This window comes from Nereida ignava, assembly GCF_001049735.1.
Classification (GTDB): Bacteria; Pseudomonadota; Alphaproteobacteria; order Rhodobacterales; family Rhodobacteraceae; genus Nereida; species Nereida ignava.
In genome coordinates, this window is sequence record NZ_CVPC01000004.1 from 130,850 (window position 1) to 150,214 (window position 19,365).

The 19,365-nt window shown below is 54.9% G+C and carries 17 protein-coding genes and 1 tRNA gene; 10 read left to right on the forward strand and 8 right to left on the reverse strand.

Annotated features, from left to right (window positions below; genetic code table 11):
- Positions 1–43: 43 nt before the first annotated feature.
- Entirely contained in the window at positions 44–910 is an 867-nt protein-coding gene (metF, locus tag NIG5292_RS04515) for a methylenetetrahydrofolate reductase [NAD(P)H] (RefSeq protein ID WP_048598343.1), read from the forward strand.
- Here the strand turns inward: metF and NIG5292_RS04520 are convergent.
- Positions 876–1,829, reverse strand: a complete 954-nt coding sequence (locus tag NIG5292_RS04520) for a T6SS phospholipase effector Tle1-like catalytic domain-containing protein (RefSeq protein WP_053084836.1) — start codon at positions 1,827–1,829, stop codon at positions 876–878. The two genes, metF and NIG5292_RS04520, sit on opposite strands and share 35 nt — an antisense overlap.
- Before the next feature lie 287 nt (positions 1,830–2,116).
- Here NIG5292_RS04520 and NIG5292_RS04525 point away from each other — a divergent pair, with 287 nt between their 5' ends.
- From NIG5292_RS04525 to NIG5292_RS04535, 3 genes are all read left to right on the forward strand, one after another.
- The gene (locus tag NIG5292_RS04525) at positions 2,117–5,008 is read left to right on the forward strand and encodes a valine--tRNA ligase (RefSeq protein WP_048598307.1); all 2,892 of its coding nucleotides are present in this window, start codon (positions 2,117–2,119) and stop codon (positions 5,006–5,008) included.
- A gap of 44 nt (positions 5,009–5,052) precedes the next feature.
- Positions 5,053–6,153, forward strand: a complete 1,101-nt coding sequence (locus NIG5292_RS04530; RefSeq protein WP_048598308.1) for a pyridoxal phosphate-dependent aminotransferase — start codon at positions 5,053–5,055, stop codon at positions 6,151–6,153.
- A 74-nt stretch (positions 6,154–6,227) separates the two neighbouring features.
- Entirely contained in the window at positions 6,228–6,425 is a 198-nt protein-coding gene (locus tag NIG5292_RS04535; RefSeq protein WP_048598309.1) for a hypothetical protein, read from the forward strand.
- A gap of 21 nt (positions 6,426–6,446) precedes the next feature.
- Here the strand turns inward: NIG5292_RS04535 and NIG5292_RS04540 are convergent, their stop codons facing one another.
- The gene (locus NIG5292_RS04540; RefSeq protein WP_048598310.1) at positions 6,447–7,643 is read right to left on the reverse strand and encodes a pyridoxal-phosphate-dependent aminotransferase family protein; all 1,197 of its coding nucleotides are present in this window, start codon (positions 7,641–7,643) and stop codon (positions 6,447–6,449) included.
- 155 nt (positions 7,644–7,798) lie between these two features.
- Between NIG5292_RS04540 and NIG5292_RS04545 the strand changes: the two genes are divergently transcribed.
- Positions 7,799–9,706, forward strand: a complete 1,908-nt coding sequence (locus NIG5292_RS04545) for an ABC transporter ATP-binding protein (protein WP_074842118.1) — start codon at positions 7,799–7,801, stop codon at positions 9,704–9,706.
- A 19-nt stretch (positions 9,707–9,725) separates the two neighbouring features.
- Positions 9,726–10,454 carry a CAF17-like 4Fe-4S cluster assembly/insertion protein YgfZ gene (gene ygfZ, locus NIG5292_RS04550; RefSeq protein ID WP_048598311.1) on the forward strand — a complete coding sequence of 243 codons (729 nt, stop codon included), beginning with the start codon at positions 9,726–9,728 and terminating at the stop codon, positions 10,452–10,454.
- Here ygfZ and efp read toward each other — a convergent pair.
- Positions 10,451–11,014, reverse strand: coding sequence for an elongation factor P (gene efp, locus NIG5292_RS04555; protein ID WP_048598312.1), 564 nt, complete (start codon positions 11,012–11,014; stop codon positions 10,451–10,453). The genes ygfZ and efp overlap by 4 nt on opposite strands.
- A 212-nt stretch (positions 11,015–11,226) precedes the next feature.
- Between efp and NIG5292_RS04560 the strand changes: the two genes are divergently transcribed.
- Positions 11,227–11,544 (forward strand): DUF6280 family protein, encoded by a 318-nt coding sequence (locus NIG5292_RS04560; protein ID WP_048598313.1) that lies wholly within the window; start codon positions 11,227–11,229, stop codon positions 11,542–11,544.
- Between the two features lie 106 nt (positions 11,545–11,650).
- Here NIG5292_RS04560 and NIG5292_RS04565 read toward each other — a convergent pair whose 3' ends face one another.
- The gene (locus tag NIG5292_RS04565) at positions 11,651–12,223 is read right to left on the reverse strand and encodes a hypothetical protein (protein ID WP_048598314.1); all 573 of its coding nucleotides are present in this window, start codon (positions 12,221–12,223) and stop codon (positions 11,651–11,653) included.
- A 52-nt stretch (positions 12,224–12,275) separates the two neighbouring features.
- Between NIG5292_RS04565 and NIG5292_RS04570 the strand changes: the two genes are divergently transcribed.
- Positions 12,276–13,742 (forward strand): cobyric acid synthase, encoded by a 1,467-nt coding sequence (locus tag NIG5292_RS04570; RefSeq protein WP_048598315.1) that lies wholly within the window; start codon positions 12,276–12,278, stop codon positions 13,740–13,742.
- On the opposite strand, the gene NIG5292_RS04575 is transcribed toward NIG5292_RS04570, so the two are convergent.
- The 3 genes from NIG5292_RS04575 to NIG5292_RS04585 all read right to left on the reverse strand — a co-directional run bounded on the left by NIG5292_RS04575 (position 13,739) and on the right by NIG5292_RS04585 (position 16,544).
- The gene (locus tag NIG5292_RS04575) at positions 13,739–14,332 is read right to left on the reverse strand and encodes a hypothetical protein (protein WP_048598316.1); all 594 of its coding nucleotides are present in this window, start codon (positions 14,330–14,332) and stop codon (positions 13,739–13,741) included. The genes NIG5292_RS04570 and NIG5292_RS04575 overlap by 4 nt on opposite strands.
- A 97-nt stretch (positions 14,333–14,429) precedes the next feature.
- A complete protein-coding gene (locus NIG5292_RS04580; RefSeq protein WP_048598317.1) occupies positions 14,430–15,806 on the reverse strand; it encodes a TolC family outer membrane protein in 1,377 nt (458 codons plus the stop codon).
- A gap of 84 nt (positions 15,807–15,890) precedes the next feature.
- Positions 15,891–16,544 (reverse strand): protein-L-isoaspartate O-methyltransferase family protein, encoded by a 654-nt coding sequence (locus NIG5292_RS04585; RefSeq protein ID WP_048598318.1) that lies wholly within the window; start codon positions 16,542–16,544, stop codon positions 15,891–15,893.
- A gap of 166 nt (positions 16,545–16,710) precedes the next feature.
- Between NIG5292_RS04585 and NIG5292_RS04590 the strand changes: the two genes are divergently transcribed.
- Both NIG5292_RS04590 and NIG5292_RS04595 read left to right on the forward strand, forming a co-directional pair.
- Positions 16,711–16,784, forward strand: a tRNA-Cys gene (locus NIG5292_RS04590).
- A 249-nt stretch (positions 16,785–17,033) separates the two neighbouring features.
- Positions 17,034–18,527, forward strand: a complete 1,494-nt coding sequence (locus NIG5292_RS04595; RefSeq protein ID WP_048598319.1) for a tyrosine-type recombinase/integrase — start codon at positions 17,034–17,036, stop codon at positions 18,525–18,527.
- Here the strand turns inward: NIG5292_RS04595 and NIG5292_RS04600 are convergent.
- Positions 18,524–19,090, reverse strand: a complete 567-nt coding sequence (locus NIG5292_RS04600; RefSeq protein WP_048598320.1) for a tyrosine-type recombinase/integrase — start codon at positions 19,088–19,090, stop codon at positions 18,524–18,526. The two genes, NIG5292_RS04595 and NIG5292_RS04600, sit on opposite strands and share 4 nt — an antisense overlap.
- Between the last annotated feature and the right edge of the window lie 275 nt (positions 19,091–19,365).

Sequence of the window (19,365 nt, forward strand, 5' to 3'; positions counted from 1 at the left end):
AATGCCTACAGGCACAAAAACGCAAGCCAAAAAGGAATATATCATGCCAAGCGCATCTGTGAGTTTCGAGTTCTTTCCGCCCAAATCCATCCCCGCCGCGTTCCGCCTTTGGGATTGCGTGCAAACTCTTGCACCCCTTGATCCGTCATTCGTGTCCGTGACCTACGGCGCGGGCGGCACGACCCGCAAACTCACCCACGAGGCCGTCAGTGCGCTGAGCAGCCAGACAGACCTGACCGTGGCCGCACATCTGACCTGCGTAGATCAAACCCGTGATGAGACGTTGGAAATTGCGCGCGCCTACATAGACCAAGGCGTGCGCCAGATCGTGGCGCTACGCGGGGACGCCCCCAAAGGCCAAGCGCAGTTCACACCACACCCCGAAGGCTTTGCATCGTCCCTTGAGTTGATCAGTGCGCTTAAAGCCGAGGGCGTTGAGCACATTCGCGTTGGCGCTTATCCGGATTGCCATCCTGATGCCACGGACATGAAGGCCAACGTTGACTGGCTTAAACGCAAGATAGACGCAGGCGCCGACAGCGCATTAACGCAGTTCTTCTTTGAGGCTGACACGTTCCTGCGGTTTCGCGATCACTGCGCAGCGGCGGGCATCACCGCACCGATCATCCCCGGCATTCTGCCAATCGAAACATGGTCTGGCGTGCGCGCTTTTGCCAACGCCTGCGGCACGCCAACGCCGCGCTGGCTTGATGATGCATTCGATAAAGCAACCCGCGATAACCGTGCCGACCTGCTGGCAATTTCACTGGCAACAGAACTGTGCGACACGCTAATTACGGAAGGCGTAGAACAGCTGCATTTCTATACGCTGAACAAGCCAGAAATGACGCGGGACGTATGCCACGCCTTGGGGATCACTCCGCAACTCGAACTTGAGAAAGTCGCCTGACGCCGCGGCGCATCTCAACGGCCAGCGGGTGGATCGCCTCGGACGGATCAAGCCCGACGCGCCGACGCTTGCGAGACAAAAACACCACCGACAGCCCACGCCAGTTCCCCGTTGAGGGCGCGTTGGGGTTTTCTACAAACCGCCCGCGCCAGTCACGGGGCAACGGCACGCCGCAGTGATCCAAGCGACCCAACATCCAGTTCAGTGGGATATTCGCCAAACCGCGGTCCGCCACATACGCACCGATCTGCCCGCCCACATCACCGTGTGTGCCCCGAAACCAAACTTGCTCCATCCGCACACCGCGCCAGTCGGGCCGGGTCTCCCATTTGACCGGCATATATGCCCGCCGCGTCTCATCAAGCGCCAGCGCGTGAAACCCGTGGCGGACATTCTGGCCAAGTGTGTGTGAATGAAACAGGTGCTTCTTTTCGGTGATCCGCCACAATAAAGGCAAGCGTAGCCCAAGGGCTTTGACTGTGTCCCAAACGCCAATCATCTCAATCGGTGTCTCTGGGTGACAATGGGCATCCGAAAACGCGCGCCGCACGTCTGAATTGCTGCCACTTTCATAATGCCTATATGCCGTGCGAATATTGCGTACTGTGGCGTGTTCGCGCTGCAACAGGCCAATCTGGTCCACCATGCCCGCCAAACTGCGCACCGCATAAGCCCCGCGTGAAAACCCAACCAGAACAATTTTGTCGCCTGCCCTGTAACGACTTGCTAGATACCCATAAGCCCGCCGGATTTGCCGGTTGATGCCGCGTCCTACCATGACATCCCACGTTGTGCGCCAGTCAAACCACTGGATGCCCGGCTCATAATAAACGGATAGTTGCGGGCTTTCGCCGACTTCTTGAAGTAGCTTGAAAACATGCCCCGCGTTCGTTTCACGCCCCACGCTCAACGATGACATGGTACCATCAAGGATACTGACATGGGTCACGCTGGCGCTGTGCGTGCCCTCTTTGATTTGCTGCGGAGCAGGCCCCCGCGTAATCCACTTGAATAATCGCCTAAACACAACGCGCTCTCCTTGGACCAGCTATCGCACAAGCGGCCATCACACCCCAACCAAACTGACGTGAAAACAGTGTAATATTTCGTAACGCAGCCGCAATGGGTCAGTTGTCTGCTCACAGGCCTTTTCCTTGGGGCGCAGCTCGGCTATCTGAGGGCCAATCTGATAAGGGATCAAGATCGATGGCACTGGACAAAACTTTCAATGCAGCCGAGGCAGAGGCGCGTCTTTACAAAGCATGGGAGGACAGCGGTGCCTTCAAAGCAGGTGCGAACGCATCGCGCCCTGAGACGTTCTCTATCGTGATCCCGCCCCCCAACGTAACAGGCAATCTGCACGTTGGGCACGCATTCAACAACACGCTGCAAGACATCTTGATCCGCTGGAAGCGCATGCAGGGCTACGACACCCTGTGGCAAGCGGGCACGGATCACGCTGGCATCGCAACCCAGCTTGTGACCGAGCGTGAAATGGCTGCCAACGGCGAACCCACCCGTGCCGAAATGGGCCGTGACGCCTTCATAGAGCGCGTCTGGCAGCAAAAAACCCGCACACGTGGCAATATCATCGGTCAGTTGAAACGTCTTGGCGCGTCTTGTGACTGGGACCGTGAGGCCTTTACGATGGGCGGCGCTAAAGGTGACCCGGAAGCCGGCAACGGCGCGCCAAACTTTCATGACGCGGTCATCAAAGTCTTCGTAGAGATGTACAACAAGGGCTTGATTTACCGCGGCAAACGTCTGGTGAACTGGGACCCCCATTTTGAGACAGCGATCTCTGATCTTGAGGTTGAGAACGTCGAAGTTGCAGGCCACATGTGGCACTTCAAATACCCGCTCGCGGGTGGTGAGACATATACGTACATCGAAAAAGATGCTGACGGCGTCGAAATCCTGCGTGAAGAGCGGGATTATATTTCCATCGCGACCACGCGCCCTGAAACAATGCTTGGGGACGGTGCTGTTGCCGTAAATCCACGCGATGAACGCTATGCACCAATCGTTGGCAAGCTGTGCGAAATTCCCGTGGGGCCCAAAGAGCACCGTCGCTTGATCCCGATCATCACCGATGATTATCCCGATATGGAGTTCGGCTCTGGTGCGGTGAAAATCACCGGCGCGCACGATCCTAACGACTATCTGGTGGCAAAGCGCGCTGGCATCCCGCTTTATAACCTGATGGACACCAAAGCAGCGATGCGTGCCGATGGTCGCAGCTATGCCGAGGAGGCCGCAACTGCTTTGCGCATCGCACGCGGCGAGGAAGACTTCGACGAGGCGAAAATCGCCGCCATGAACCTTGTTCCTGATGATTACCGCGGGCTTGACCGGTTTGAGGCCCGCAAAAAAGTGATCGCCGACATCACAGCCGAAGGTTTGGCCGTGATGACCCAAGAGACCTTCAAAGATGAGGACGGCAACGAGGCAACCCGCAGCGTGCCGCTTGTTGAGAACAAGCCGATCATGCAGCCGTTCTGCGACCGCTCGAAAGTGGTGATGGAGCCTATGCTGACGGATCAGTGGTTTGTCGACGCGTCGAAAATTGTGGGCCCCGCCCTTGATGCTGTGCGTGACGGCCGCACGACAATTTTGCCCAAGAGCGAAGAAAAAGTATATTTCCACTGGCTTGAGAACATCGAACCGTGGTGCATCTCGCGGCAATTGTGGTGGGGACACCAGATCCCCGTTTGGTTTGACAGCGACGGCAATCAGTATTGCGCGGCAACCGAAGCAGAGGCTCAGGCCCTTGCAGGTGACGGTGTTGCACTTACCCGTGATCCCGATGTTCTGGACACATGGTTCTCGTCCGGCCTTTGGCCAATCGGCACACTTGGTTGGCCGGAACAAACCGCGGAACTGGCGCGCTATCACCCCACATCAACACTGATTACTGGCACAGATATTCTTTTCTTCTGGGTCGCCCGAATGATGATGATGCAGCTGTCCGTGGTGAACGACATTCCGTTCGACACAGTCTATCTGCACGGGCTTGTGCGCGATGCCCAAGGTAAGAAGATGTCGAAAACCACCGGCAACGTGATCGACCCGATCGATATCATTGACGAATACGGCGCCGATGCGTTGCGTTTTGCCAATGCGGCGATGGCGTCTCTGGGCGGGGTGCTAAAACTCGATATGCAGCGCATCGCGGGCTACCGTAACTTTGGCACCAAAATCTGGAACGCCCACCGCTTTGCCGAAATGAACGGCGCTGTGGGCAGCAACGGCACGCGCCCAGAGCCCACCGCGGCAGTCAACCGCTGGATCATTGGTGAGACGGCCAAAGTGCTTGCAGACGTGAACGCAGCCCTTGAAGCTTACCGTTTTAACGATGCGGCCAATGCGCTTTATGCATTTGTATGGGGCAAGGTTTGTGATTGGTATGTGGAGCTGTCAAAGCCGTTGTTGCAGGGCGATGATGATACACACAAAGCCGAAACCCAAGCGACCATGGCATGGGTTTTGGACCAGTGCTTGATCCTTCTGCATCCCATTATGCCTTATGTCACGGAAGAGCTTTGGGGCACATCAGACGACCGCACATCCATGTTGGTCCATGCACAATGGCCAAGCTACGGCGCGGACCTTGTGGATCCGGCCGCGGACGAAGAACTGAACTGGGTAATCTCATTCATCGACGCGGTCCGTTCCGCACGCGCGCAAATGAACGTACCTGCGGGCCTCTATATTCCGGTTCTTGCGATCAATATCGATCCGGCAGCGCGGGCGGCTTACACCGCCAATGAGGCAATGATCAAACGTCTTGCTCGGATCGATAATCTGTCTGATGCGGCAGAGACCCCCAAAGGGGCGATCTCTGTGAACGCCGGTGCATCAAGCTTTGCGCTGCCGCTCAAAGACATTATCGATGTGGACAAAGAAAACGCCCGCCTGTCCAAAAACCTTCTCAAGCTTGAGAAGGAAATCAAAGGGCTCGAGGGCCGCGTCAACAATCCAAAGTTCGCGCAATCCGCACCTGCGGAAGTGGTTGAAGAAGCCAAAACGAACCTGTCAGAGCGTCAAGGCGAGGCAGAGATTGTTCGCGCTGCTTTGGCCCGCTTGGCCGAGATTTAGGTAGGCGTTCACGGGCACTGGGGCGGCAAAGAAAGGTATTGAACATGAGCAATGATTTTCTAACGCCGCTTGCCCGTGAGTTGCCGGCCTCGGTCCCTTTTGTTGGGCCGGAGGCGCAAGAACGCGCCCGTGGTGCAGCCTTTACCGCGCGGCTTGGCGCAAATGAGTCTGCCTTTGGCCCCTCACCCAAAGCGATTGCGGCCATGCAGCACGCGGCCACTGAAGCTTGGCAATACGCCGATCCAGAGGCGCATGAGTTGAAACACGCTTTGGCGGAATTTCACAACGTCAGCCCCGATCACATCATGATCGGTGAAGGCATCGACGGTCTTCTGGCCAATCTGGTACGTCTCACAATTACTGAAGGTGACCATGCGGTCACATCACTGGGGGCCTACCCCACGTTCAACTATCATGTTGTGGGATTTGGCGGCACATTGGCGACAGTGCCATACCAAGACGACCGTGAAGACATCACTGCCCTTTGGGAAAAGGCGCGACAGACCCCGCGCACCAAGCTGATGTATCTGTCTAATCCCGACAATCCGATGGGCACGGCACATAGCGCAAAAGTGATTGAGGCAGCCATTAAAGACATTCCTGCAGGCGTTCTTTTGGTGCTCGACGAGGCCTATGCGGACACCCATCGTGACCTGCCTCAGATTGATGCCAATACCCCGAATGTCATTCGGATGCGCACATTTTCAAAGGCTTACGGGCTTGCGGGGGCACGGGTCGGCTACGGACTTAGCGCGCCGGAGGTCATCGCGGCATTCAACAAAGTGCGAAACCATTTCGGCATGTCGCGGGTCGGGATGGCAGGTGCGCTGGCCGCATTGCAAGACCAAAGCTATCTAAAGCAAACGGTAGCACAAATTGACGAATCCAAGGCGCGCATTGCTGAAATCGCTCGCGCACATGCTCTCATCTGTCTGCCCTCACATACCAATTTTGTTGCAATTGATTGCGGCCGTGACGAGGCTTTCGCAATCCGGGTGATGAACGAATTGCTCGAACGCGGCATCTTCGTGCGCAAGCCTGCCGTGGCCCCACAAAGCCGTGCTATCCGCGTGTCTTGTGGTCCGGAAGACGCCATGGACGCATTTGAAAAGGCATTTGAGGCAACTATGGCGAAGTTAGCGTAATTTGAATTAATTCTTGCCAGAGAGCTTTGTCGCCATAAAGTTATGTTTAACCATTGGCTTCTAGCGTGCAGAGTATGTCTTACCGAAAACCCATTTCTGACCGTGCAGAGCGTTATACAAAGCCGTTCTTATGGAGTTTTGGCGCGCTGCTATTTATGGCGATCTTCGCCATCTACACCCATTGTGGTGCTGTTGGCGTGATGCTTTTTGCCTACAGTTTTGACCTGTTAATCATCAGGCGCATTCCACAAAAAATCAAAGAACGCGCCTGACAACCAGTAAGCATCTTGCTGTTATCCCTGCCCCGCCAGAACGCGCGTTGCTGCGTCAAGGGCTCCGTCCCCGTGAGGCAAACCAGTGGCTACAAGCCCTGTTTGAATTGTGCCCAACGCACCCAAAATCATTTGCGCGTTCACATGGCCCATGTGACCGACACGGAAGAAACCGTCTGACTTAGGATCGTCCTCAGTTGCCATGCCCAACCCGATACCAAGGGTAAGACCCGCATTTCCGCTCACCCAATTTCGCAGGGTTGTCGCGTGCGGGGCACCGGTGCGCAATGTTGTCACCGCATGACTGCGCAAGGTACGATCTGCAATGTTCAACTCAAGAGGGCCATCTTGCGACCAACACTCAAACGCGGCCCAAACGGCTTCGGCCAACAAACGGTGCCGCGCCAAGACGTTCTCGTAGCCTTCTTCGTTGATCATATCCAACGCTTCACGCAACCCATAAATATGATGCGTTGGGGCTGTGCCGCACCAATGCAGATAGAAAAACTCTGGGTTTGTGCGCGGGCGCCAGTCCCAATAACGCGACAGGCATCCGTTCGTTTCGCGAATGTTATCAGCCTTGTCGCTGTAGAAAACAAAGCTCATCCCCGCCGGCACCATCAGGCCCTTTTGACAACCTGCGACCATCACATCGACGCCCCACGCGTCCATGCGGAAATCATCACAGCCAAAACTTGCGATACAATCCGCCATTAACAGCGCATTACTGTCCGCCTCGTCCATCAAAGCACGCACCGCAGACACGTCGTTTTTCACCGAGGTCGATGTATCAACGTGCACCATCAGGACCGCTTTGGCCTGAGGGGTCGCCGCAAGAGCCTCGGCGACACGGGCGGGATCAAAACTGCTGCGTCTGCCGAAATCCAGAACATGCGCGGTGACGCCCATCGCCTTGGCCATATCTGCCCAGCCATTAGCGAACAGTCCCGTCATAATGACGATCACCTCATCACCGGCCGAAAGCGTGTTGAACAAAGCGGCCTCCCACGCGGCATGGCCGTTACCAATGTACATCGCCACGTGATGCTTGGTCCGCGCCATCGCCTTGAGATCAGCAGGCAGTGTTTCAGTGATCTCAATCAGTTCGCCCTCATAAATGTTGGGCGACGGGCGGTGCATCGCCTGCAAAACGCGGTCTGGCATAACAGAAGGACCGGGAATGGCGAGGTAGTGGCGACCGTGGGTAAGCGATGTCATTGTAAATATCCTTGAAAGGCTCGGATCTGTTCCGATGGCTTAGAGCTAGACCGCCGATGCGCGTTGGTCAATTCGTGACCCTTGCGCCAACGTGTTTGCCAGAATAGACCGTAGGTTACGCATCTGCCCTGCCTAACTGAAAGTGCGCAACGACAGTGACCGAAACATCCCCCCCTACAACTGATATAGCCGCGCAAAGCCCTGTTGCTGCGGGCACACCTCGGACCCTCACGGACCGCGCGCTTTTTGGCTGGCTTTGGACACGGTTTTTGCGTCCCCACACAGGCTGGCTGATCATCGCGTTGATCTTCATGGCCGTCGAAGGCTCTATGCTGGGACTGTTGTCGTATATGTTACAGCCGATGTTCGACACGGTGTTTGTGGGCGGCAACAAAAGTGCGGCTTACGTCGTGGGCGGTGTTATTTTTGGCATTTTTGCGGTTCGTGCCATCACAACTGTCGGTCAGCGCGCGATCCTGACGCGCATCGCTCAAAAAACCGAAGGCACCATTAAATCCGATATGGCGCGCCACCTGATGAGCCTCGACATGGGGTTTCATCAAAAGAACCCACCGGGATATCTGATTGAGCGTGTGCAAGGCGATGTGCAAGGCGTGAACCAAGTCTGGATGGCGCTGATCACCGGTGCGGGCCGTGATGCAGTGACCCTTGTGGCGCTTTTGGTTGTGGTGCTGTCCATCGATTGGGTCTGGACGCTTGTTACACTGATCGGGCTGCCGCTTATGATCCTACCAAGCCAGCTGATGCAGCGGTTTGTGCGGCGCAAAGCCACCAATGCCCGCGATGTTGCGGCCTCTATGTCTACGCGTCTTGATGAGATTTTCCACGGCATGGCACCCATCAAGCTGAACCGCTTGGAGACGTATCAAGATGATCGCTACACGGGACTGATCTCAAAACGTGTCCGCGTTGAGGTGCAAGCCGCGATTGGCCGTGCGATGATGTCTGGTCTTGCGGATTTGGTGGCAGGCATCGGCTTTTTCGCAGTGCTGGTTTACGGCGCGAGCGACATCATCTCGGGCGAAAAGACAATCGGTGAGTTCATGTCCTTCTTTACGGCCATGGGATTTGCGTTTGAGCCCCTGCGCCGCTTGGCCGGTCTTGCAGGTATCTGGCAAACGGCTGCCGCGGGGATTGAACGGCTCAAAGAATTGTTTGAAACCACGCCGGATCAGATCAAAGCGCCAGTTTCCATAACCCCGCTACCTTCAGAAACCGGCGACATTGTCCTGCGCGACGTGCATCTTAGCTACGGTGATCATCCAGTGTTGCAGGGCGCAAGCTTTACTGCCGCCGCGGGTCAAACAACCGCGCTGGTGGGCGCATCTGGCGCGGGCAAATCGACTGTTTTCAACTTGCTGACGCGCCTCAATGACCCAAGCGCCGGTCAGGTCATGTTGGGCGATACGGACATTACCCAATTTGACATCAACGCGCTGCGTTCGCTTTATTCAGTGGTGACCCAAGACGCGCTGCTCTTTGATGAAACCATCCGCGAAAACATTTTGTTGGGGCAAAGCAACGTCACAGACGAACAGCTTGCCGCTGCCCTCGATGCCGCCCACGTCAGTGCGTTTTTGCCCAAGCTTGAGCAAGGCATTGATACCCCCGCAGGTCCAAGGGGGTCGGCGCTATCTGGCGGACAACGACAGCGCGTTGCGATCGCGCGCGCGCTTTTGCGCGACACGCCGATCTTGCTGTTGGACGAGGCGACATCGGCTCTCGACACCCAATCGGAAAAACTGGTCCAAGATGCACTTGAGAAGCTTTCAAAGGGCCGCACAACACTTGTTATCGCACACCGGTTGTCGACAATTCAAAACGCCGACAAGATCGTGGTGATGGACCGCGGGCGCGTCGTTGAGGAAGGCAGCCACGGGGCGCTGATGGCGCTTGGTGGGGCATATGCCGCCCTTCATGCTGCGCAATTCAAAGACGGTAAAACAGTCCACCGCGCACCGTATCTCAGCACCCCGTCCGAGACGGAAGAGGCCCCGAGTATTTGGACGTCACTGACTAACTTGTTCCGCCGCTCAACGTAATTAACTGTAGGCATAACCCATGACCGACCGCACCGTTTTTACAATCACAGGGCCTGACCGTCATAACTTTCTGGCAGGCCTCATCACCAATTCATTTGATGCACAGAGCCCCCTTACATATGCGGCGCTGTTGACCGCGCAGGGTAAATTTGTTGCTGATTTCTTTTTGCTCAATGACGCAGAACAAGTGTTTCTTGATGTGGCCAGCACCCACGCCAGCCTGCTGTTGACGCGGCTAAACATGTATAAACTGCGCGCAGATGTGACCATTGCACAAAGTGATCTGTCCGTATCGCTTGGCAGCGGTCATGCTGATCCGCGCCACCCTGAATTGCCCCATCGTACTTATAGCGCCGCAAGCGATAGCAACGCACCTTCAGCTATCACAGCGGACGCGCTTTCAGCCCTGAGCGTACGTTTGGCCGTGCCGCAAACAGGGATTGAGCTGACGCCCGATACCTACATTCTTGAGGCGGGGTTCGAGCGCCTGAACGGCATAGACTTCAAAAAGGGATGTTTTGTCGGGCAGGAGATTTGTGCGCGGATGAAACATAAGACCGAGCTGAAAAAGGGCCTAGTGAAAGTCGCCCATGATGGCAGCGCAAATGCCGATACCCCCATCACCAAGGACGGCAAGCCTGCGGGTCATCTTTATTCAGTGTCGGGGAATTTGGGTTTGGCGCACATCAGATTTGACCGCGCCGATGGGATGAGGGCAGATGAAACCGCCCTCACCGTTATCGATTAGGCGCGCTCTGCGTATTCCATCGTTTCTGTGTTCACGACGATGTCTTCGTCCTGACCAACAAACGGTGGCACCATTACTTTGAAACCGTTATCCAGAACTGCGGGCTTAAAGCTGTTTGCGGCTGTCTGACCTTTCACGACTGGCTCTGTCTCAACCACTTTGCACACCACTTTTTGTGGCAGCGTTGCGTTAAGCGCTTCGGCTTCGTGGTATTCGATGACGATGGTCATGCCGTCTTGCAAGAATGCGCGGCGCTCGCCCAAAATATCTGCAGGCAGTTCAATCTGCTCATAAGTCTCGGTATCCATGAACGTCAGCATGCCGTCGCTTTCAAAAAGGAACTGCTGGTCTTTTTGCTCAAGGCGGACGCGCTCAACTTTGTCGGCACTGCGAAAACGCTCGTTAAGCTTTGAGCCGTTACGAAGGTTCTTCATCTCAACCTGAGCAAAAGCACCGCCCTTACCCGGCTTCACATGGTCTACTTTAACAGCGGCCCAAAGCCCGCCGTTATGTTCCAAAACATTACCTGGTCTGATCTCGTTTCCGTTGATTTTTGGCATAGGTCGGATGTCCCGCAAGTGTTGATATACTATTAACAGCGCCTATATCCTTGGTAAAGGAAGCTGGCAAGCAAGGGCCGATTATTACAATTCAGTAAAAAGCCATGCGTTTTCATCATGACAGCCATGCAAAAAATACTTCCCCGAATCGTATTGAATGGTCCATAACGACCCAACGCCGAGAACAAGACCAACTGTATTTAGGAGACGAGATGCAAGATTTCGTTGATGGCACTGCATTTAACAACGAACAAGGCAACCGCGCACGCAAGCTATTTGCAGCGGTGGTGCTGGCCGCATTGGACGACGCGATCGCTGATGACAAGAAATACGGAAATGGTCCAGACCAAATCGCCCGTTGGGCACGTTCACGTGATGGCCGCGAAGTTCTAAGCTGCGCAGGTATTGATCCGAACGAACGTGTTGTCGAAGGTCTGATGGACTTTGTTGGCAAGGGCGTGAGGACATCCGTGGCGCTTAGCCGTGAAGAAAGCGAGCGTCGCAACGCAGCACAGGCAGAAGCTGCTTAAGCTTACTTAGCACTTCACTGAAAAAAGAGTTCATAAAATGCGTCCTAGTATTTAGGACGCATTTTTTTATAAGCGATTTACCGCGGCTGTCCCCTTTATTTGCAGGCTAGAACACAAACGCCCAGATCAAGCCGGGCACAACCTGTGCCGCCATCAAAACACCACTCAAGCCGACGATCAGTTTGCTGCCCCAAAAACGTCGTACGATGAAAACGCCAGCAATCAGGCTCATCCCCATTTCAATCGGCGCGACAATCCCAGCATAATGATTGCGATCCCAATAGCTGAGCGGGCTTTGGTAAATCCAATCCGTTAGGGGCCAGAAATGCGCCCGCCCATCATCGTGATGCAGCGGAAAATCAAACAGCAGATGTAAAAGAGCCGCGCCGCAAAGCGCAATTGCCCAATCCAGCCGCAACCAAAGCGCCGCTGCAAAGCCAGCCCCCCATAAAATAAAACTGTTATCAATCCGAAAAACGGCCTGCCAGAGGTCGGAAAAGTAAAGCTCCCCGAACACAATGCGCGCATCAATTCCCATCACAAACAGTGACCACCCTACCATCACATAAAGCGATGCATCAGGGATCAGCGCACCGGCCAATGCGGCAGCAGTGATCCGTGACGCGTTCGGCCGGCCAAATACCGCCAGTCCAAAAATCAGATGTGCCGGTGTGTTCATCGTAGCCCTCCGCTGCGGGTCAATGTAAACACAGGTAACGCGAGGGGGCACAATGACAAAAGCAATCATGATACAGGGTGCCGGCTCAAATGTGGGCAAGTCGATCTTGGTGGCTGGCATCGCGCGGGCGTGTGTGCGGCGCGGTATGAGCGTGCGCCCGTTCAAGCCGCAAAACATGTCCAACAACGCCGCTGTCACTGAAGATGGGGGCGAAATCGGCCGCGCCCAAGCGCTTCAAGCAATGGCCTGTGGCGTGGCCCCGCACACGGATATGAACCCCGTTTTGCTCAAGCCCGAAACTGACATCGGTGCGCAAGTCATCGTACAAGGCGAGCGCGTTGCCACACTTAAAGCACGTGATTACGCCAAAGCAAAGCCCAAGCTGATGCAAGCCGTCCTTGAAAGTTTTCACCGTCTCGCAAGCACTACCGATCTGGTCATTATCGAAGGCGCGGGCTCACCTGCGGAGGTCAACTTGCGCGCGGGCGACATTGCCAACATGGGTTTTGCCGAAGCCGCAGGGGTTCCCGTGGCCCTAATCGGCGACATTGATCGCGGCGGCGTTATTGCCCAACTGGTCGGCACCCATGTGGTGCTACCCTCCGAGGACCGCGCGAGGATTAAGGCATTCGGCATCAACAAATTTCGCGGCGATACGACCCTGTTTGATGAGGGGCTAACCGCAATCATGGATCACACCGGCTGGACGTCGTTGGGCGTGATCCCTTGGTTTGCCGATGCGTGGAAACTACCTGCCGAAGACGTGATGGACGTTGCCAGCCGAACCGGTGGCGCGTTCAAGATCGCTGTTCCGCGCCTTGGCCGCATTGCAAATTTTGACGATCTGGACCCGCTTTCGTCCGAGCCGGACATCACAGTTGAAATAATTGAGGCCGGACGCCCCCTGCCCGCTGATGCGCAGCTGGTTTTGATACCGGGCAGTAAATCAACGATCGCCGATCTGGCCCATTTCAAGCAACAAGGCTGGGACATCGACCTACAGGCCCATGTGCGGCGTGGCGGTAATGTGTTGGGCATTTGCGGTGGGTATCAGATGTTGGGGAGCAAAATCCATGATCCCGATGGCATTGAGGGACCGGCTTGTTCCGTCGATGGGCTGGGTCTGCTTGACGTTGAAACGGTTATGCACCCCCAAAAACGCCTTAGCTTATCATCCGCGTTTCACACAGCATCCGGCCACCCCGTTGAAGGATATGAAATTCACTTAGGCAAAACGACAGGCAAAGACTGCAACGCCGCGTGGTTGACCCTAGATGGGCGCTCTGAGGGGGCCGCATCCGCGAATGGCAGGATCAAAGGGTGTTATCTGCACGGGCTTTTTGCAGCAGATAAATTCCGCGCAGCCTACCTTGCAGAATTGGGCAGCACATCCAGGCAGCTTGATTATCAAGGCGATGTAGAGGCCACTCTTGATGCGCTTGCTGATCACCTAGAGAAGCATATGCATATCGACGCTTTGTTGGCATGCGCCGCTGATATACGCGGACCTGCGGCCTAATCCAGATCGATACTTGCCATTGCGCGGTGGATTTCGCGCCGTACCAGTTTTCGGACATTACGGCTGATCCGCTCGCCTAACTCTCCCTGAAGTTCCTCTCGGACAAGTTTGCCGATCAACTCGCGCAGAGCATCCTCATCCATCACATGCTCTTGGAACATGTTGTCATCTTCAGCTGAATTTGCCGAAGTTTCCGGACCAACCTCATCCGCCACAACTGAGGACAGATCAGCATCCGACAAAAGCGCCGCCTCAGCTTCTTGATCCTCATATGGGGGCACTTGAGACGCGGGGGATTTCGCGTCACCGGTAAAAAACGCCACTACGTTATCTTCGATCTCAGCTGCAGCCGCTGTTGCAACTGCCTGCTCAATCGGTGCGGTAGCAGCTGCTGTATCCACCGTCTCATCAAGATCCACGCGCAACGCTTCGGTCAGCAACAGCCGTGCAGCAGGTTTTTGCGCATCTGACGTAGGTTCTGCAGCTGGTATCTCCGCTGCACTCTGGCGCGCAGGTGCATCATCGGCGACCAATCGACGAATAGACGACAAGACGTCTTCGATATCTGCGTTATTGACTGTGTCCGACATTGAGTTTGCCCGTAAGTTGCTTACCCCGATACTAGCCGAGCATCCCGCGCGCGACAACAGGTTGCTGCGCCCACAGTAAATCACACGCGTAATGTGCTTACTTGTTCAGACCTTTAAGAATACGATCAAGCTGTTGGCCCTGCTTGGATTTTTTCGTCGGACCATCTTTGACCAACTCATAGTAACCAGCAGGATCATATGTCTGAATGCCAAGCTTCAGATAATCAGCGGTCAAAAGACCCATTGAAACCAGCACACCGTAGGATGCACGCCGTTCATCAATCAACGCGCTGATGCGTTGTGTGCGCGCGTTCAACAGTTCCTGCTCAGCGTCGAGCACATCAAGTGTCGTCCGTGCACCAAGCTTTGCTTCTTCACGCACCCCGTTAAATGCCGTTTGTGCCGCGCGCACCTGACGTTCGGCCGACTGAATTTGCGCCCGTGCAATGGACAAATCCGCAAAGGCGTTCTCAACTGATTGGCGCACATCGTTGCTCGCTACATGCACGTTTGCCAGACTTGCGTCACGACGCGCTTGAGCTTGGCGAACTAACGACGACAGACGCCCACCTTGGTAAATTGGTTGGCTTAGCTCGATCTGGGCGGTTTCGGTCGTGTCAAAATCGTCATCAACCCCGATACGGCCCGTCAGTGTAACCGTGCTGCCCATAGCTGCTTCGGCGCGTGCTACATTCAACTCCGCAACGGTCACTTCACGCTGCGCACGCTTTGCGCTTGGGTGGTTACGTTGTGCAAATTCTACCGCCGCAGCAATTGATTTTGCAGGGCTTGGAACAGGTTTGACCGCTTGCAAATCACCCGGCTTGCGCCCAACTGCATTTGCATATTCCGCCATTGCACGGCTAAGCGCACCTTGCGCAGACGCCAGATCACCACGCGCGCTGGCCATGCGGGCCTCAGCAAGGGCAACATCTGTTCGCGTCACTTCACCTACATCAAAGCGGTCCTGAGCGGCGCGCAATTCGCGGTTCAGCAAGGTCAGGTTATTATTGCGAAGCGCCACCAATTGGCGCTGACGCCGGACGTTCAAATATGCGTCAATCGCGCGGAACAAAATCTGCTGTTCAGCCAAAACAAGCCCTTCACGCCCCGCCAGAACAGCTTCTTTGGCGGCCTCCGCCCCAAGTCGTGAGCGGTTGTTATCGTAAAGTGTGATCTGCGCCGAAAGTGTTCCCGAAGCGCTGTAATCAAACGAATTCAAAGCATTTGCGTTTGTGCCAGTCGCCGCCGCAGAAAAAGCAATGACCGGCTTCAGCGCAGCCATTGATTGCGCCACATCTTCGTCAGCAGCACGTAGCAGTGCGCGTTGCTGTTGCAACAGACCCGAATGTTTGTAGGCCGCGATCAACGCATCTTTTAAACTATCCGCAGCAGATGCCTGAGGCAGCAGAGTCGTAAAAACGGTGATAGCAGTTGCAAGAAGATACGCTGGACGACGAGGCGTTGAGAACATTAGAAAAGCTTCCTAGAGATCAGCTGCGGGGCGCGAAAACCGCGTCCCACCTTAACTGAACTATCTAGTATAGTTTTCAGAGTGTCAAAGCTGAAAGGCAGTTGCCGCTTGAAAATCCGGCAGGATCGGCGCAGTTGCGTTGAATGCAAAACGCCAGCTCACTTTACCGTCTTGTTTGTGACCGATCATGGCCCGCCCGAGCGCGTTTTCCATCATAATCGCACCGATACGGCCGCCGTCTTTTAGCTGTGCCAGCAACGCATCCGGTACAACTTCGACGCCACCGTTGATCACGATCACATCAAACGGCCCCTCAGAAGCAGCCCCTTCCGCTAAGCCACAATCTTTGACAGCCGCGTTATCGATATTGTTTTCTGACAGATTGCTCTGAGCAATCTCGGCCATCTCGGCATCACTTTCCACACCAACAACAGCCGCGGCCATATGTGCCAAAACTGCCGTGGAGTAGCCGTGCCCGCAGGCCACGTCGAGGACAAGATCGTCAGTGTCTATGGTCAGCGCATCAAGAAGCTTGGCAAAGCTGCGTGCTTCCAACAAAACACGGCCCCCGCCCAATGCTACTTCGCCATCCATGTACGCCGCCTCACGTTTTTCGGGCGGGACATAGACCTCACGTGGGATCGACAGCATTGCATCAATAATCGGGAACTTCGTGACGTCCGACGGGCGCACTTGTGTATCGACCATCATGCGGCGGCGTGTTGCAAAATCGCTCATATCGTAGATCCCGTTGGCTGCTGGATATGTTCGTGCTTTTGCCACAGCACAAAGAAGGCTGCAATGGCGTTCGCAGTCAGTTCACAGTAGACGATTTTGGGTTGTGCAATGGCAAACGCACCGCTAAATCAACGCTACACCACGCGATTGCACTGCAAACGCACGAGGCGAGTTGGCGGAGTGGTGACGCAGCGGATTGCAAATCCGTGTACACCGGTTCGATTCCGGTACTCGCCTCCAATAAAATCAATGACTTAGTTGATTTTTTCTTCGAAAAATAGCGATACACACTTGATACACACTGTACACACCAGGGCGTAACTGCGTTTGCGGTGTTGAACAGGGTGTTTTGAGTGCTGCGTGAATCGGTGCTTTTTTCGCCTTTTCTTGTGATGGCACGCTGTGCCTAACAGGGCAAACGCACAGATTTCTGCGCCCTTTGTAATATGCGCAGTTTTCCTAAGTGCCCGTGCGCTGTATGCTATTTATATGTCACAGGATGTCCAAACCATCCGCATCAGCGAATATGTGCGCTTGGACAAGCGACAACGCAGCGCCAAATGGCAAGCCCGCGTGAAGCTCGCAGACGGCAGCTGGCATCGGTTTTCTACGAAGACTGAGGACATAAATCGCGCGACTAATATTGCTATGAAGTTCTTCTACACAGCTGAAGATCGCGCCAAGAACAACCTGCCGCAAAGCACACGTAAGTTTAAGCGTGTGGCAGAGTTTGCGCGGGATCGCATGCAGGAAGAGCTGGATGCAGGTGGCGGACACATCGTGTTCAAAGACTACATCACGGCAATCGACAAATATCTTGTGCCCTATTTTGGCGCCTATGATGTTTCTAGCATCGATGCAAAGGCACTGGTGGACTTTGGCAAGTGGCGCACGGAGAAGCTGGGACGCAAAGCGCATCACAGCACCATCAACACGCACAACACTGCCTTGAACAGGGTGTTAGATGAAGCCGAGCAGCGTGGCTGGATCACGCATGCCATTCGCCCAAAGCCTATCAATGATGGCATCAAGACCAAGAGCCGGGGCAGCTTCACTCGTGAAGAATACCGCATGATCTATGAAGAGCTTCGCGGGTTCCACAAACTCACTGACAAACCCATTACAGCCGGCACACGTGAGGTTCTGCGCAACTATGTACTGATCCTTGCCAACACTGGCATGCGGCATGGCACAGAAGCATTGGACCTCAAATGGAAGAACCTACTGTGGCTGCAAGAAGAGGATCAGACCTATCTGGGACTGTTCGTAGACGGCAAGACGGGTCAGCGGCCTTTGGTGGCGAGAGATCGTGCCATACGGCCATTTGAGCGTCAGGTTGAAATCAATCCTGATCTGTCGGGTATGACGCTGAATGAAGTGATCGAAGCCAAACTCGATGAGTATGTGTTTGTGACACGTTTGGGTCAGCAGGTGGCGCGAGCAAACCTATCGCGCAACTTCGAGAAGCTTTTGGACAAGCTTGGGCTGGTATATGGCGCAGATGGCAAGAAGCGTACCCTATACAGCTGGCGGCACTTCTACGCGACACTGGACCTACAGCGCGGGATCAGCACACATGCGCTCAGCAGACAAATGGGCAACAGCACGGGCGTACTTGACCGGTTTTACAGCAAGCTATCCCCCTTTATGAACCCAGGGCTTCATTCGGGGCGCGATTTGCGCAACGAGCAGCTTGAGCTGAAAAACACAGTGGCTTTGACTGAGCCAGCGCAACGGACTGCTTCTGTGCCCTTGGAAGCGCAAGCCACATCCGACACGGCGCAAAAGGCCCCTGCCCTGTCTGCAGCGGCTAAGGCGTTTGATTTGTTTGATGCGGGGAAACTGAGCGAAAGCGCCCTGCTGATTGCGCTTGGTGTGTCACGTGTTGATTATAAACCTAACGAGGAATTGCGCTTGCGGGCCTTGATCGCGTTTGAAAGCGAACGGCTGAGCGAAGACGGGTTGATGAAGGTTTTAGGCTAAAGAAGTTCCACAGCCTCACTAAGCTGCTCAGCGTTCACATCAATATACCTCTGGGTAGTGCTTATATGACTGTGCCCTGCCAGTTCTGCCAATAGCCGCACCCCTACCCCCTTGTTGGCCAATCGCGTGATGTACGTGCGTCTTCCCGAATGACTGCTTGCATCCTTGAGCCCCACTGCTTTGTAGATGTCCAGGAATAGCTGACACATGGTGTTGGCCGAGAAGTGTCCACCCTTTTGGCTCTCAAACAATGCGTGATGCGGCTTGGCTGTGCGGATTGATGCGCTGTACTCGACTAGGGCTTTGCGTAAGCGTTGGTTGAGATACACCGTGCGTGTATGCCCGCCCTTGCTTTGATCCGCTTTAAGGATGAACTGCGTGCGCACGCTGCCTGCTTCATCAAACACGTTGCCCACGGTGAGTGCTGCGATCTCCTTTGCTCTCAGCCCTGCGTAGAAGCTGGTGAGTATGATCGTCTCGTCACGCACCGGATGACGCCTGCTGCGGCAGTACTGTATCACCCTCCGCAACTGCGCATCGTTAAGTGTCTGTGCTTGGCGCATGGCGCTATCTCCTCAAAACCTAAGCATTTGTTAGCTTTGAGCATAAAGTCTGAGATATTGGTCTTCCTACCGGAAAGACGTCTTTCCTGAAGTCTATGTTTTACAATGACTTACGCAATAATCTCATACTATACATGTTCTATGAGGTTTTGGGCTGTGTGATTACGCTCAGTACAAGCCTTGCTGCTATGCTCCGCTGTCTACAACACATCCCTCCCAAAACATGGAGACAGCGGAGCTTAGCAGCGCCATTAGCACTGCGAAGCCAATAATCT

Coding starts and splice junctions, on each gene's coding strand:
- NIG5292_RS04520 (WP_053084836.1), bottom strand. CDS start 1,829: ATGTCATCGTTGAGCGTGGGGCGTGAAACGAACGCGGGGCATGTTTTC.
- NIG5292_RS04595 (WP_048598319.1), top strand. CDS start 17,034: ATGTCACAGGATGTCCAAACCATCCGCATCAGCGAATATGTGCGCTTG.
- NIG5292_RS04585 (WP_048598318.1), bottom strand. CDS start 16,544: ATGAGCGATTTTGCAACACGCCGCCGCATGATGGTCGATACACAAGTG.
- efp (WP_048598312.1), bottom strand. CDS start 11,014: ATGCCAAAAATCAACGGAAACGAGATCAGACCAGGTAATGTTTTGGAA.
- NIG5292_RS04530 (WP_048598308.1), top strand. CDS start 5,053: ATGAGCAATGATTTTCTAACGCCGCTTGCCCGTGAGTTGCCGGCCTCG.
- NIG5292_RS04525 (WP_048598307.1), top strand. CDS start 2,117: ATGGCACTGGACAAAACTTTCAATGCAGCCGAGGCAGAGGCGCGTCTT.
- NIG5292_RS04535 (WP_048598309.1), top strand. CDS start 6,228: ATGTCTTACCGAAAACCCATTTCTGACCGTGCAGAGCGTTATACAAAG.
- NIG5292_RS04570 (WP_048598315.1), top strand. CDS start 12,276: ATGACAAAAGCAATCATGATACAGGGTGCCGGCTCAAATGTGGGCAAG.
- NIG5292_RS04575 (WP_048598316.1), bottom strand. CDS start 14,332: ATGTCGGACACAGTCAATAACGCAGATATCGAAGACGTCTTGTCGTCT.
- NIG5292_RS04565 (WP_048598314.1), bottom strand. CDS start 12,223: ATGAACACACCGGCACATCTGATTTTTGGACTGGCGGTATTTGGCCGG.
- NIG5292_RS04580 (WP_048598317.1), bottom strand. CDS start 15,806: ATGTTCTCAACGCCTCGTCGTCCAGCGTATCTTCTTGCAACTGCTATC.
- metF (WP_048598343.1), top strand. CDS start 44: ATGCCAAGCGCATCTGTGAGTTTCGAGTTCTTTCCGCCCAAATCCATC.
- ygfZ (WP_048598311.1), top strand. CDS start 9,726: ATGACCGACCGCACCGTTTTTACAATCACAGGGCCTGACCGTCATAAC.
- NIG5292_RS04600 (WP_048598320.1), bottom strand. CDS start 19,090: ATGCGCCAAGCACAGACACTTAACGATGCGCAGTTGCGGAGGGTGATA.
- NIG5292_RS04560 (WP_048598313.1), top strand. CDS start 11,227: ATGCAAGATTTCGTTGATGGCACTGCATTTAACAACGAACAAGGCAAC.
- NIG5292_RS04540 (WP_048598310.1), bottom strand. CDS start 7,643: ATGACATCGCTTACCCACGGTCGCCACTACCTCGCCATTCCCGGTCCT.